This is a genomic window from Flavobacterium sp. DSR2-3-3 (genome assembly GCF_049896585.1).
Classification (GTDB): Bacteria; Bacteroidota; Bacteroidia; order Flavobacteriales; family Flavobacteriaceae; genus Flavobacterium.
The window spans coordinates 61,802-76,426 of record NZ_JAFCUP010000008.1 but is presented as its reverse complement, the minus strand read 5'-3'; the positions used below and the strand labels follow the sequence as shown (position 1 = coordinate 76,426).

Genomic DNA, 14,625 nt, shown 5'->3' with positions numbered 1-14,625 from the left:
TTTATAAATTAGAAAATATGAAAAATACGATCTTATTAATTTTATTTCTGATGCTTATTCCTCTTTTTGCAATAGCAGAAAATAAAAGTGGAAATGCCATTTCCAGAAAAGCATTTATTCTTCAGGCACAGCCTGTAACGTACACTTGTGTAATGCACCCGGAAATTCATGCGAATAAACCTGGAAAATGCCCAAAGTGTGGCATGGATTTAATCAAGGAAAAAGCCAAATCGGTAAAAAAATCTGTTCCAAAAAAGCAGGTGGCAAAACCAGTTGTAAAACAAGGAGTACCTGTAAAAACAACCGTTATTGAAACTAAAGCAACAAGTGATGATTCTCATCAAAATCACACAATTGTTCCCTCAGAATATGCTAAAGTTATAGAAGAACCGGTTAAAAGAACAGCGAAAAACGCACCGCCCAAAACGGTTCGGTATGATTTATATGTTCGAGACACCATTGTCACTTTTGGCGATGCACCCAAAAGAGCAATTGCCGTAAACGGACAGATTCCGATGCCAACGCTTACTTTTACCGAAGGCGATATTGCCGAAATCTATGTGCATAATGAGTTGGATGAGGAAACTTCGTTGCACTGGCACGGATTGTTTTTGCCTAATAAAGAAGATGGTGTGCCCAATTTGACCCAAATGCCAATTAAACCACATACGGTACATAAATATACATTCCCTATAATTCAACATGGAACGCATTGGTATCACAGTCACACGGGTTTGCAGGAGCAAATTGGTATGTATGGTTCTTTTATCATGAATAAAAGAAATGAAGACCCAACCTTTAGAACAGGAATTGATGATTTACCAACGGTTCCAATCATTTTGAGTGAATGGACTGATTTAAATCCAAAAAATGTCCATCGGATGCTGCACAACGCAACCGATTGGTTTGCGATTCAAAAAGGAACTACACAAAGTTACGCAGAAGCCATTAGAGCGGGACATTTTAAGACCAAAGTTGCCAACGAATGGAAACGAATGAATGCGATGGATGTAAGCGATGTCTATTATAATAAGTTTTTGATTAACGGTAAAAATGAAACTCAACTTTCGCAGTTCAAAGCGGGCGATAAAGTGAGGTTGCGAATTGCCAATGGTGGTGCCTCGACCTATTTTTGGCTGAATTATGCGGGAGGAAAAATCACTGTTGTTGCCAGTGATGGAAATGATGTGGAGCCAGTTGAAGTGGATCGTTTGATTGTTGCGGTGTCTGAAACCTATGATGTTGTCGTGACGATTCCTGCCGAGAAGACTGCTTTTGAATTTTTAGTCACTTCTGAAGATCGCACAAAATCCGCTTCGTTATATTTAGGAGATGGTGTGAAACAACTGATGTTGCCTTTGCCAAAATTAAAATATTTTGAAGGGATGAAAATGATGAACGGCATGATGAAAATGAATGGCGATTTAGATGATATGGGTATGAAAATGTCGCTGAACCAAATGGATATGAATGTAGTAATGTATCCAGAAATCACGGGGCCGATAGATGCTAAAGAAGGAACGCAAAAAGAAGTTGAAATGGATCATTCGTCTCATGATATGGGAAAAATGAAAATGGAGGAGACCTCTCCGAAGATGGATGGCATGAAAATGACGGAGGAGGATTATAATAGTAATGCATTATCTGATATTACTACCTTAAATTATGCCATGCTGAAATCACCTACTAAAACAACCTTGCCAAAAGACGCGCCCGTAAAAGAATTGCGGTTTGAATTATCAGGAAACATGAATCGCTACGTGTGGAGTCTGGACAATAAAGTGGTTTCGGAAGCCGATAAAATTTTAATTAAAAAAGGAGAGAATGTTCGAGTTGTACTCTTCAATGGCTCCATGATGCGCCACCCGATGCATTTACACGGGCATGATTTTAGAGTCCTGAATGGTCAGGACGAGTTCGCTCCCATGAAAAACATCATTGACATTATGCCCATGGAAACCGATACGATTGAGTTTAATGCGAATGTAAAAGGCGATTGGTTTTTTCATTGTCACATTCTCTATCACATGATGGCGGGAATGGGTCGTGTTTTTAGCTATGAAAATCAAGAGCCCAATCCTTTGATTCCAAATCCAAAATTGGCGCAACGCAAATTATTCGCTGATGACAGAGCTTTTCGTGTGATGGCCGAAAATGATTTTGCCACCAATGGAAATGATGGAATGCTGATGATTCAAAACACGCGTTGGAGTATTGGTACCGAATGGCGTTTAGGGTATACCGATGAACACGGTTATGAAACTGAAACTCATGTTGGACGATACATCGGGAAAATGCAATGGTTAATGCCGTTCATCGGTTTTGACTGGCGGTATCGAAAAATGGAAATGGGAGCAATGGAAGAAAATCTTTTTGGTCAAACCAATACCAAAGACAATCGGGCTGTTTTCAGTGCCGGAGTTGAATATACGTTACCCTTGCTCATCAAAGCACAAGCTGAAGTCTATACCGACGGAAATTTCAGGTTGCAATTTGAGCGCATGGATATTCCGGTTTCCAAAAGATTGCGCATGAATTTAATGTGGAATACCGATAGAGAATACATGGCGGGATTGCGTTATATAGTCAAGAGAAATTTTGGAATTACAACGCATTATGACAGCGATATGGGAATGGGTTTTGGAGTGAGTTTGAATTATTAGTTAATTCTCAAAACTCAGTTTTCATAAAAAAGCAAACTTATTTTGGTAAGTGTTAATTCTGAACTGCTTACAATTTACAAGTTCAATACAGGCTGTTTTTATTGGAAGGTTTTTGGTTTTGGCTTTGTGCATCTCAAAAATATTGTTATTTTTGCACCCGAAATAGAAAAACAGGGCCCGTTCGTCTATCGGTTAGGACGCATGGTTTTCATCCATGTAAGAGCGGTTCGATTCCGCTACGGGCTACATTCATAAACACAAGCTAAAAAAGCCTCGAAAATTATTTTTCAAGGCTTTTTTTATTGGTTTTGACTGTTCTTTTTGTGAATTTTATAAAATAATAAAATAGTTCAAATTTTAGAAATATAAGGTATTATTAGGAAACAGGGTGCTCTATTTAAGGTTGCACCATGCTGTGTTTAGTTTCGGGGCTTTGTAACAAATAATATCTGCTTTTAAAACCTTGCATTTACGGTATCATTTATTTTTAATTTTTGGCGCAAAGTCAGAGACATTTGCGCAACTTACGCAGCAAATTTATTTTTTTAATGGATAATTTGCAGAGTTGGGTACGAAACCTCGACTACTGTAAATCTGCTTACAGCTGTAGTTAATTTTTTCATTTGCTAACTAACGTAACTTTCAATTTGATTAAATACTTTTTTCCTTTTGATATTTAAGTAGAAAGTCTTTTACCGTCGTCCATTGTATTTCTGGGTAACGGTTAATATCGAGCTTCGCTATTTTTGAACGTTCATCAATCATATTGTGCATGTATTGCATTCCTTGCCATGCCGGGTACAGTTCTTTTTTTCCTGGTGCCAATCTTCGTGCAATCTTTATAATTACAGCAAGAAGTTTTTGTCCGCCAGGTCTAAATAAGCGAAACTTCTGACCTGTGAGCTGACTAGTTATTACTTTTAATTCGCGCGGACTTATTAGATCACCTGCAATTCTAAGATATCGAGGAGTGTTTGATTCAAGGGCAACTTTAGCTGTAAATTCTGCGGTATTATCCATTGTGGTAAAGGCCAATTTGTAATCCTTATTTCCCCAATATAGAATTATTTTCTGTTTGAAAAGAATCATAGGCATTTCGTCTATTAGCAATTCAGTAAAAGCTCCGTTAAAAATTGAAGTTGCAGCAATAGGCATTTTGTCAAGATATTCGTGAAATTCACGTCTTAGATCTAAGTTTCGGTTTTCACCATATGAAAACTTAGTAAAATCTAAAGAGTAGTCTGACGGAATAAAGCGAGGAACGCCCGCTGCTATGGCTGCATCTAGCAAAACTTTTTGGGCATCTACAACCACTTCACGCAATCCGGCTAAAGCGGAAACTACGCAGGAAACACCAACGCAAGAAGTTTTTAATTCTTCCAAATTCCAACTACTCACCTTATAAATTTTAACACCTAAATTTTCAAGTACTTTTATTTTTTCAATATCACTGTTCGAACGAACAACCACAATTATTTCGGCATCTTTGTTTACTAAAGCCTTTACTATTCTTAATCCTAAATTACCCGTCGCACCTGCTACTAAAATTATTTTTTTCATTTTCTTTTCTATTTTATTTTGTCCGCTGTAAGATTTTCCAATAAATCAACGTCAGTTCGCCTAAAAACCGATAAACTGGGTTGCTCGGCTTTTAAATACAACGTAAATATAGATGATTTAGATTGTAATTAGTTTTTTATAAAAGAGAATGGATTGTAAATTTTAGCAATCGGCTGTAGCGTAACATATTCACAATCAATCAAATTAATCTTTTTTAAGTTGTTCCGTGTGATTTTGATTCCCGTTAATTGTATGATCGCGGTCATTCATTCCGTTTGACATTCCGATCATAAATGCAGTAATAAGGAGCATAATTTTTCTTTTTACCCAAAGAACAGGGTGTTTAGATTGCTCTAAACGTGCTTTATTTTTCTGTTTATACATTTTGTAAATGATAAATGATTAGACATTTGGTATCATCTTTATGCAAGGAACTGCATAAATGCATAGAAAGAATTATCTAGGCTGTGTATATACTTTTACAGGAGTTTCGGGAAGTAATCATCTCATTTATAAAAACGTATTGAGATGTAAATGAACTTACTTTTTGATAAAGCAACGTCTGTAATTTAAGTAGAACCGTAATTTGAAGACTACAACTATCTTGAAATTGGAGATAAACTAAGTGAAATAGGAATGATGTTTTTTCAGAGGGATTTGCCTTGTGGAACGCACATAATTTTGAACCCTTATAGTTTAATTCTTTTCTAAGAATTACGTTCGAGAATTGATAATAATCTGCTGGATTTGATTGAGAGTCTAAAGCACCATCATTTGCAATCAGGCCAAAAGCCAGAAAGAGTGAAATGAGATATTTTAAACATTTTTTCAATCTATTTAATTTGAAAATTATTAATATGTGATATGACGTTCCTATGTTTTGTTAGGATCTTGGAGCTAAAATACCATTTCTTTTCGGATTATTAATATATAATTCTTTACTGTCCAGTACTCTTAAACCTCCTTTATTTGAAAAACGTAAGTCGTTTATCTTTAACGGCATCCAAGCGAAGCATTTTATAATCCAGCACATAATTTTGATAAACACGCCAAGGTGCTTTGTTTCCCTGACTAGGAAGCATATTCGCTGCTCTGTTGATGTAGCCGGAATTCAAGTTTAGTAGTGGAACGGGTTTTAAATTCGTTTCGACTACTTTTGCCTGCACTGCTTTATAATGGTGTTTGTCCAAATATTTTAAAACCCGAGATATATATTCGCTGGTAAGATCACTTTTCAACGTCCACGAAGCATTGGTATAGCCAACAAAAATAAAGAAGTTGGGCAGGTCGCTTAACATGAGGCCTTTATAGACAAAAGATTTAGAAACATCAAAAGGTTGCGAATCCAGTTGAATTTTTACGCCTCCAAACGCCACTAAATTAAGTCCAGTTGCGGTAATTATAATGTCGGCGGCCAGTGTCTTCCCCGATTTTAGTAAAATGCCATTTGTTAAAAAACAATCGATATGGTCAGTAACTACCGATGCGTTCCCTTTTCTTATGGCTCTAAAAAAATCTCCGTTTGGCGCAATGCAAAAACGTTGTTCCCATGGATTGTAATTGGGTATAAAATGAGGGTCCACGGGAAAGTTACCCAAAGCTTTTTTAGCCCCTTTAATGATGAATTTTTTCATTGCCTCCGGAAAGAACTTGCACAGATTAAAAAAGACAATAGCGTAAAAAATATTTTTATAACGAATCAGTCTATAGGCTACTTTTTTCGGGAACAGGCTTTTGAGGCGAGCAGCAATTTTGTCTTTATTTGGTAAAGCAGCAATATAGGTTGGCGATCGTTGCAGCATGACAACTTGTGCACCTTCGGCGGCAAGCTCCGGAAGGATGGTCACAGCAGTGGCGCCGCTGCCAATTATAACCACTTTTTTATTGGCGACATCTAATTTTTCAGGCCACTTTTGCGGATGGGTTATTTTACCTTCAAAACGGGATTGATCCTTAAATTCAGGAGTGTATCCTTTGTTATAATTATAATAGCCGCTACAGCTAAAGATAAACTGGCACCTGTAAACTGTTTCTTCTTCCGTAACGGTATTTACGGTAGTGACCGTCCATGATTTTTTTTCTGTATCGAAGTTATAAGAAAGAGCGCGTTGATTGTAGATGATATGCGCGCGCACTTTATATTCGTCTGCGGCTTCATTCAGATATTTTAAAATAGAAGGTCCGTCAGCGAAAGACTTTTGGTCTTCCCATGTTTTAAAGGAATAGCCAAAAGTATACATATCCGAATCAGAACGGATTCCGGGGTATTGAAACAAACTCCAGGTACCTCCAAGTTCCGCTCTAGCCTCTAAAATAACATATTTTTTGTCTGGATTTTTGCGTGACAAATGACACGCGGCGCCTATACCGGATAATCCTGCTCCTATTATAACAATATCTATACGATCGGTATTCATGTTTTTATTTTAGAATTAAATGCTGTTGCAAAATACAAAATTGTAGCAATAAAAAAACACCATTACATTTTCTTAAGTAACGGTGTTTGTAATTGATATGAAAACCTTTTAAAGTGGAAAAAAATGGGTTTTTATTAGGATTGAACGACAAATTTATTTTTGAATAAACACGCTGTAACGCTGGGGGTCATTCTTTTGTCCAGCTAATAATTTGGCTTTTAAAATTTCCCAACCTATCAGATATGTCGTCACTAAGAATAGCGCGGTTTTGCAAAACGTGCCCTCCAACGAGGGAAAATAAAGCAAGTCAGAAAAGCTATCCCCTTACAACGGCAAAGCTTTCTTACGTTATCACGTCAGATTTTTTCAATAGTTTTGTTAGATTTACTTCTTCTGTTCCCTGCCGATTAAGTTTTAATCACCAATTGGAAGTCACGTTTTACATAACCTCGCTGTAAGTTAACAAGAAAACTGAGTATATTTCCAAGCCATCGGATTACTTCCTTTTTTTCTTGAGAAAAAATGGGATTGCTTAAAACAATTAGTAAAATGAATAAAAATTTCGATTTCATATTTTCTATGTGGTTTCTTTGATTCTGCAAATTGACGGTTAACGGTCTCTCCCTAGGCTCTCGTTGCCGATTAAAGCGAGATGAGTTCTTTCGACAAGTTAGAAGTTTTTCGTGAAAAAGAAGTGCCAGCGAGTGAAAAATCGGCAATGGAGCTTACCGTGTGTTAGCGGTTCGCGCATGTCCTTATTTCCGTTTTTTATAATGTCTTTGTATTTTTTTTTGAAGAGATTAAATTTGAAGTTCTTGCTATGATGAAGAGTAGTCCTGGTTTAACTATCCGATATAAAATCGCTCCAATTAAACTAAGAATTGATATTATTCCAATGGAAAGCACGCCGCCAAAAGTAAATGTCATACCGATAACAAATCCTAGAAAATACTCAGCCTTATAAATAGGTAAAAAGAGTGTAAGAACTAGCAATGAGACAATCATATAAAATGGTATTTCTGAATATCCTAAAGTAAAAAAAACAGATAGTAATAAACTAAAAGATAATGCAGCAATGAAAGCATAAAGTATATTTACTGAGAACTTAAAAACAGTTAAATCATTTCCAATTCTCTTTTGTACTCTGTAAAATAGAAACCACGTAAGCAATGGAATTAAAATTCCTCCCAACCAATTTGAAAATTCAGGTAAGTCTTCATTTTGTAGCATGTGATGACTAGGTACACCACCATGGAAATGATCCCAAATTAAAAGCGACCAGATAGCAACTGTGATTATTGTAGTGAAATATAAACCGATCTTAAAAAATTCTTTTTCTGTCATTTTTTTACCTTTTTTTAGGTTTTCTAATCTCTAATAGTTTCCTAGTTGTGCATCGCCTGACCGCTAAGGCTAGTTCGTCTAAAAAACTTTAAACGAGCTCATTTTAGCTAATCAGTTAGTAAATATATATGATTTAAACTACAATTAAAATTCTTTTTAATAGAAGTGACTTTCACATTCTCAAAAGGAGATAAGGCTAACAAGTATTAAAAAAGCGTTGTCAGAGCAGCAAAATATTGAGCCAATACTTTTAGAGATTATTTTTTAGAACTGTTGCAATATTTCACAGCCATTGATTGTAACCAATCGTTGTAATCTTTTTAAGATTTTATTTTTATTAAAGATGTTTCTTTATCAGATATGATAATGGTCACTATCCGAAAATTTGGATCATCCAGAAGAATTCTCGTGACTTTTAACAGTAGTTTTAAGAATTTTTTTTTCTTTTTCATTTTTTGTACCTGAATGATTAGAAATTACGCTGATGTAACAATAGTTTTTTCACAATCTATACTGACTCTTTTGCTACAACAGGATAAGATGTCGCCTTTTAACTTGTGTAAAGCATGCCGTTTTTTAAAAAATAAGAAGCCCAATCCTCTTTTTTAAAATAAATTCTGATTTTATTTTTAATTCATTTTTTAATAAAAAGAAATCTTCTTCCGCTGAAATGGGAGCCACTTACTTTATAAACTGAAGGCATATTGAAACTTTTATTTTACATTGCGGTGTGAATCATATATTGCTATTTTCGTTTGCTATGTGCATACTTTACGACAGCTACCAAAACTACTCCGCCGATTATATTACCCAACGTAGAAAGAACTTGAAATTTTAAAAATTCCAACCCGCTTATATCGTTTGCATTGGCAAAATAAGCCATAAATATTTCTATAGATCCAACAATACAATGGTGCAATCCTGCGATGCTAATAATGAATGTTACAAAAAATATCATTGCTACACGGCTAAGGGTATCTTGTGCCGCGCTTAGCAACCAAGATAGCGTACCCATTAGCCAACCTGCCATTATGCTGCTTACTACAATATTAGCGCTGCTGTACGCTACCATTTTTTGCGATATAAAGTGAAAAAAATCAAGTGAAATAAGATGTGTGCCAGCATTAAATTGTAAAACAATTGAGCCAAAAAGATATCCTCCCAATAAATTCCCTACATAAATAATTATCCAAAGATTCACTAAACTTCTAAGCGAAGCTTTGCCATTAAATACAGGTATAGTCGCTAAAACGGTGTGTTCTGTAAAAAGCTCCGACCGCCCGATAATTACAAAAATATAGCCAAGAGGATATACCAAGGCCATCATTAAATATAGTTTACCAGGACTTATCTCCGTTTTAAATAGTGTATAAATTATACCAATAACAAGTATGCTGAAACCGACCTCAAGACCTGCAGAAAGTGACGATATAAAGAGCCCTGTGTTAGAACGACGGTATTCTTTTAAGCCCGCGTCTATTTGCTCAACCATTATTTCATAAGGCTCTTTTGGTTGCTCTGCTGTATGTTCTGTTTGTGTAGGTAGCTCTTCTTTTTTTTTAGTATCCATTGCCGTATTTTTTTAGTACTGAAGGAAGTCAATAGTGTTACTATTTTCTATTTGATTTCGAATTCACACTTCCAAAATCATTTTTCCAATGTTATCACCTATAAATAAACTCAGCAGTTATGCAGATAAATTGTCAACGTCTTTTACAATCTTTACTTCATATTTTAATTTACCTTTTTGTACCCATGCTGCCAAATGCTTGTCACCTTTACTAAATTAACTTTTGTAATTGCCAATGAGAAAACCCTGTATTAAAACACTTCTGGTCAGTAACATGGGTTGGAGTCGGGGACCAATTGGTATTTCAGTGCTTTTGTAGAACGCAATATGTCCGCACAATATAATTCTGACATTGAAATTTATATTGCTTATTACAGCATTTAAAGTTTCACCTCCCAGATTATCGTAATAGATAAATACTGCTTTTGGACGAGCATCAGTAATTGCTATATTTAAATCAGTACAGGACTTATAATTTAAGACCTGATCAAAGCCAAATTTTCCCTGTTATAATTTTACTTTTTTATCGCCGCCTGTTACAATAAATATACTGAAACCTGCAGTTTAACTGTTTGATTAACATCGAGATTAGTTACAAGATCAACAGCACCTGTAGCTCAAGATACCACATCAGTTTCTTCATTTTTAGTTCTACCAAAACGCGTTAAACCAAAGTAGGCGGTAAGGTTGGGTATTCCTAATACGCCCAGAAAATAACTTTCAGGAGCAATTGAAGGGTCAATTTTTACTATGCTAATTTCTACTGCAATGCAAAGCTACTGCCAATGTAAGCTACCAGTTACGGTATCATTTTCTTTACAATTGATATAATTATTTTTTAATACTTTAACTATTACTCCACCAGTAATTGGTTTTCCCAATTAAAATGGCGGAGTATAATATTTAGCACCATTCACTCAACCTCTAATATACTTATCAACAGAAAAATATTATCTCAACAAATGTCTAATTCTTCGAAATTTCGGTTAGTTTTATATTTTCAGTTTCAAAATTCTCCAATACAGGATTTTGCTTCGGTCTGCTGGACATTACGATTTGTTGTTGAATAGGTGATAGTATTTTAATTATATTTTATTAATGTCCAAATAAAAAGGGATCGTTTATTTCACTAACCCTAATGAGTTTTTTATTTACAAATTCATCCATCCCTACTTCACAAAGTTCTCTCCCATAACTGCAACCTTTATTACCGCCAAATAGTAAATAGGCTGGTGTTCAAGTTGGATGATTAATAGAAAACATTCTTGTACGAATTTGATTGGCCACACGTTTACCTCTTTCGATATCTTTTTTAGATACACAGCAGCCCAAACCAAATGTAGAATCGTTGGCTAAATCAATTGCTTTTTGTTTATTTTTAAATTTTAAAAGAACTCATCATCTATATTTTCAACTACGATAAATCTTTTTATTGCAATGCAACATTCGCCATTATTATTAATTCGGCTAACGACTGCCCATTTTGAGGCTTTGTTAGTATCCACATCATAAAAAACAATAAAGATATCGCTTCCTCCTAATTTCAGAATATTTTTTTTAAAATACTTATCTGCCTTTGTTTTAGTACTTGCACCAGCAACTTCACAACCCGTAAGCGAAATGCATTTTAATCTTATATCAAATACTAATTCCGATGCTCTTCTAACGGATACTAACAGATTGGTGTAAAGCACAATTGGGGCTCTTAATTCTAAAAAAAGTTTCCCAATGGCTATAGCGCATTGTGGAATAATTGACGAATGCTTAATAAATTTAGCATTACCCAACATCATTGGATGCAACAACGGCTACCTGCTAAAACGGAAAATTCCACGGTTATACCCCCCGAAATACAACTGTGTGACTATGCCTAACCAACGCCTGTCCATCAACTGGATTTCATATTTTATCTGATAAAAATGCTTTCACATTACAAGCATAATAACCAAATATTTCTGCACTTGGTGTAATTTCTCCTTCAGTCTGAACAATAAACTTGCTCATTTCAAGGGTGATTTACTGGGCAAGCTTCTTCTTTTTTCTTTTAACAAATTAGCTATTTTTTGTAATAAAGCTGCTTTTTTTGAATCAGGCGTTTTTTTTAAGTTGCAAATATTTCTACTGATTTTGCAATAGATTTTTCGATCGCATTTTCAGTTATTTCTTCAAATGTTTTAACCATTTTGTTGGTTGCAGGATTGGTCCTTAAATTGCCATAAATTTAGTCTTTAGATTTTGAAATTGCATACCTTACAGATGTTTAGGTGCTTTGTCGGCTTCAATACACCAGAGTAATTCTTTTATAAAAATTGCTGCCAATTTATCGGAATTGGATTTGTCCAACGCTTTTCCATTTTCATCATAGGCATTATCTACTGTTGGAACAGAAAACATGGCAGGAATCGTCCAAGCCATCATTTTCCAAAGTGTAAACTGAAGTGATACGAGGGCTTGATTACCAGCAAAAGGTCCAGATGAAACGGTAACAATACCTACGGGTTTGTGTCTCCATTCTTCGTAAAGCAGGTCAATTGCATTTTTTAAACTTGCGGGATAGCCCCCGTTATATTCCGGTGTAACGATGATTATTCCATCTGATGATTTAATCTTATCTGCAAATTCAAGAACATTTTGAGCTGGATTAATCAATGTTTTTAAGGTGCCTTCAAAGATGGGAAAGTTGTACTCCTTTAAGTCAATGATCTCACTTGTTGCCAGCTTGTTTTCGGTAAGATAATTTTGAAAATAAAGCGATACGTTATGGCTTTTTCGTCCTACTCTAACGCTGGAGGAAATGATTGAAATATGTCTCATAATTGTTATTTTTTGAAAATTTTATCTATTTCTTTTGAAAGTTTCACATCTTTTTCGGTAATGCTATCTTTAGCATCGTGCGTAAATAGCAAGATTTCTACCTTGTTGTAAACATTACTCCAATTGGGGTGATGGCCCATTTTTTCAGCTGCAAAAGCAACCTTTGTCATAAAAGTAAAAGCTTCTACAAAGTCTTTAAATTCAAAACTGCGTTTTAATTGATTGTTTTCTTCTTTCCACATATGGCTTTTTTTTTAACTTCACTTACTGCAATGGCAAATCATTTTTATTGGTGTCTGACATTACAAATTTTAAACTGCAAAAATTGAAAATAATTCAGACAACAAATATCCCTTAATCTTCAACTTTTACTTTTCTTTTCGGAACAATTGTTTATTTCTTAGGAACGCAGTTTGGCACTTTTTTTCCGTCTTTGGTTTTCATTCCCTCTTTTTTGTATCCATCCCAACAAGGATCTTTCGACTGCTTGTCTTTGGGTTTTTGGATGTCTTTTTTCTTCTTTGCCATGATTATTATCTATTATTTGTTGAAATATTAGATTGTTGCTGTATCAATTACATAACGGTAACGGGCCTCTTTGTTTACCACCTTTTTCCACGCGTCATTTATTTCTTCCGCTTTGATGATTTGTATTTGCGGATAGATTTTATTTTCTGCACAATAATTCATTACCTCTTGTGTTTCTGGAATGCCACCAATCAACGAACCATTGAAATTTACCCTATTAAAAATCATATTGGTATTGTTGATCATCAGCTCTCCATTAATAGGTAGCCCCACTTGGGTGAAAAAACCATACGGTTTAACGCATGAAATATAATCTGACATTTCATAGGCATAAGGTACGGTTGAAATCATAAAATCCATTTTTCCAAACCATGGTTTTAATTTATCTGCCGAGTCCACAACAATAACTTCTCTTGCACCAAAACCTTTGATATCATTTACTTTTGAAGGCGAGGTTGTAAAAGCATACACTTCCGCACCTTTTGAAACAGCTAATTTAATTGCGATGTGTCCTAAACCTCCAATGCCTACTACACCAATTTTATCTCCTTTTTTGAATTTCGCTTTCATCAATGGTGAATAAGTAGTAATTCCTGCGCAAAGCAAGGGTGCTGCATATTGCAATTCTATGTTCTTAGGGATTTTGATAGCAAAATGTTCTATTACCACAATATTGGTGGAGTATCCGCCTTGTGTAATTCCTGTTGGTGATGATTTTTCGGGCGTGCCGTAAGTGCCTACCATGCCTGTGGTTTCACAATGTTGCTCTTCACCATTTTTACAACTTTCGCATTTCATGCAACTGTTTACCATGCAACCCACACCCGCTTGGTCTCCCACTTTAAACTTAGTTACATTTTTTCCGACTGCTGACACTATTCCTGCAATTTCATGTCCAGGCACTTGTGGATATTGCTGCTTTCCCCAATGTCCTTTTATGGTATGGATGTCCGAGTGGCAAATTCCGCAGAACTTGACGTCAATCATTATATCATTGTCGCCAACTGGTCTTCGTTCAAAATTCCAAGAAATTAATTTTCCCTGTTCATCTTTGCCGGCATAACCTTTAGATTTTATATTCTTGCTCATCTTGTTTATTTTATTTGTTTGTGAAAAAAGTTTAAGTGGATTTGCCAGCAACACACCTGCACCTACAATGGAAGTTTGCTGAATAAATTTTCGTCTTGATTGATGGTTTTTGTCTTGCATACTCCTCTATTTTTGTTTTGTGCGTTTAATTTTGGAAATATTAAATTCTCCTTCTTTTACTTTTGAAATGATTTGTTGAAAGATGATGTCATTAATGTTTTTAAGATGCTTTCAAAAAGAGGAAAGTTAAGGGCTTTCAAATCAATTTACCTGCTTGTTTTCCTTAAAATAATTTTGAAAATAAAGCGATAAATCATTGCTTTTTCTCCCTTCTATAACGCTGGAAGAAACGATAGCAATGTGTCTCATAATTATTCTTTATCGAAAATTTTATCTATTTCTTTTGAAAGTTTTACATCTTTTTCGGTAATGCTATCTTTGGCATCATGTGTAAATAGCAAGATTTCTACCTTGTTGTATACATTACTCCAATTGGGATGATGGCCCATTTTTTCAGCTGCAAAAGCAACCTTGGTCATAAAAGTAAAAGCTTCTACAAAGTTTTTAAATTCAAAACTGCGTTTTAATTGATTGTTTTCTTCTTTCCACATAATAGTTTATTTTTTGAATTGATTTTATA

Annotated in this window: 13 protein-coding genes and 1 tRNA gene; 2 read left to right on the top strand and 12 right to left on the bottom strand. The window is 35.1% G+C overall.

The genetic code is table 11. From position 1 onward, the window contains the following. Nucleotides 1-17: 17 nt before the first annotated feature. The gene (locus ACP7AQ_RS11905) at nt 18-2,663 is read left to right on the top strand and encodes a multicopper oxidase domain-containing protein (protein ID WP_426095595.1); all 2,646 of its coding nucleotides are present in this window, start codon (nt 18-20) and stop codon (nt 2,661-2,663) included. A gap of 174 nt (nt 2,664-2,837) precedes the next feature. Beyond that, nucleotides 2,838-2,909: transfer RNA gene (locus tag ACP7AQ_RS11900), tRNA-Glu, on the top strand. A gap of 405 nt (nt 2,910-3,314) precedes the next feature. Here ACP7AQ_RS11900 and ACP7AQ_RS11895 read toward each other — a convergent pair. From ACP7AQ_RS11895 to ACP7AQ_RS11840, 12 genes are all read right to left on the bottom strand, one after another. Then, entirely contained in the window at nt 3,315-4,223 is a 909-nt protein-coding gene (locus ACP7AQ_RS11895; RefSeq protein WP_426095594.1) for an NmrA family NAD(P)-binding protein, read from the bottom strand. A 204-nt stretch (nt 4,224-4,427) separates the two neighbouring features. Further along, the gene (locus ACP7AQ_RS11890; RefSeq protein WP_426095593.1) at nt 4,428-4,607 is read right to left on the bottom strand and encodes a hypothetical protein; all 180 of its coding nucleotides are present in this window, start codon (nt 4,605-4,607) and stop codon (nt 4,428-4,430) included. Between the two features lie 581 nt (nt 4,608-5,188). Further along, on the bottom strand, nt 5,189-6,640 hold the full coding sequence (locus ACP7AQ_RS11885; RefSeq protein WP_426095592.1) for a flavin-containing monooxygenase: 1,452 nt from the start codon (nt 6,638-6,640) through the stop codon (nt 5,189-5,191). A gap of 768 nt (nt 6,641-7,408) precedes the next feature. Further along, nucleotides 7,409-7,984 carry a hypothetical protein gene (locus ACP7AQ_RS11880; RefSeq protein ID WP_426095591.1) on the bottom strand — a complete coding sequence of 192 codons (576 nt, stop codon included), beginning with the start codon at nt 7,982-7,984 and terminating at the stop codon, nt 7,409-7,411. A gap of 745 nt (nt 7,985-8,729) precedes the next feature. Continuing rightward, nucleotides 8,730-9,554 carry a formate/nitrite transporter family protein gene (locus ACP7AQ_RS11875; RefSeq protein WP_426063013.1) on the bottom strand — a complete coding sequence of 275 codons (825 nt, stop codon included), beginning with the start codon at nt 9,552-9,554 and terminating at the stop codon, nt 8,730-8,732. Between the two features lie 1,236 nt (nt 9,555-10,790). Then, nucleotides 10,791-10,886, bottom strand: coding sequence for a hypothetical protein (locus ACP7AQ_RS11870; protein ID WP_426095590.1), 96 nt, complete (start codon nt 10,884-10,886; stop codon nt 10,791-10,793). 53 nt (nt 10,887-10,939) lie between these two features. After that, nucleotides 10,940-11,347: an aldehyde dehydrogenase family protein gene (locus ACP7AQ_RS11865; protein ID WP_426095589.1), complete on the bottom strand. Its 408-nt coding sequence runs from the start codon at nt 11,345-11,347 to the stop codon at nt 10,940-10,942. Between the two features lie 457 nt (nt 11,348-11,804). Continuing rightward, nucleotides 11,805-12,368, bottom strand: coding sequence for an NADPH-dependent FMN reductase (locus tag ACP7AQ_RS11860; RefSeq protein ID WP_426095588.1), 564 nt, complete (start codon nt 12,366-12,368; stop codon nt 11,805-11,807). A gap of 5 nt (nt 12,369-12,373) precedes the next feature. Beyond that, the gene (locus ACP7AQ_RS11855) at nt 12,374-12,610 is read right to left on the bottom strand and encodes a 4a-hydroxytetrahydrobiopterin dehydratase (protein WP_426095587.1); all 237 of its coding nucleotides are present in this window, start codon (nt 12,608-12,610) and stop codon (nt 12,374-12,376) included. Nucleotides 12,611-12,761: 151 nt separating this feature from the next. Next, complete coding sequence (locus tag ACP7AQ_RS11850) at nt 12,762-12,896, bottom strand: hypothetical protein (protein ID WP_426063018.1); 135 nt, start codon at nt 12,894-12,896, stop codon at nt 12,762-12,764. A 27-nt stretch (nt 12,897-12,923) separates the two neighbouring features. Further along, nucleotides 12,924-14,105, bottom strand: a complete 1,182-nt coding sequence (locus ACP7AQ_RS11845; protein ID WP_426095586.1) for an NAD(P)-dependent alcohol dehydrogenase — start codon at nt 14,103-14,105, stop codon at nt 12,924-12,926. Between the two features lie 251 nt (nt 14,106-14,356). After that, the gene (locus tag ACP7AQ_RS11840; RefSeq protein WP_131477599.1) at nt 14,357-14,596 is read right to left on the bottom strand and encodes a 4a-hydroxytetrahydrobiopterin dehydratase; all 240 of its coding nucleotides are present in this window, start codon (nt 14,594-14,596) and stop codon (nt 14,357-14,359) included. Nucleotides 14,597-14,625 lie beyond the last annotated feature (29 nt).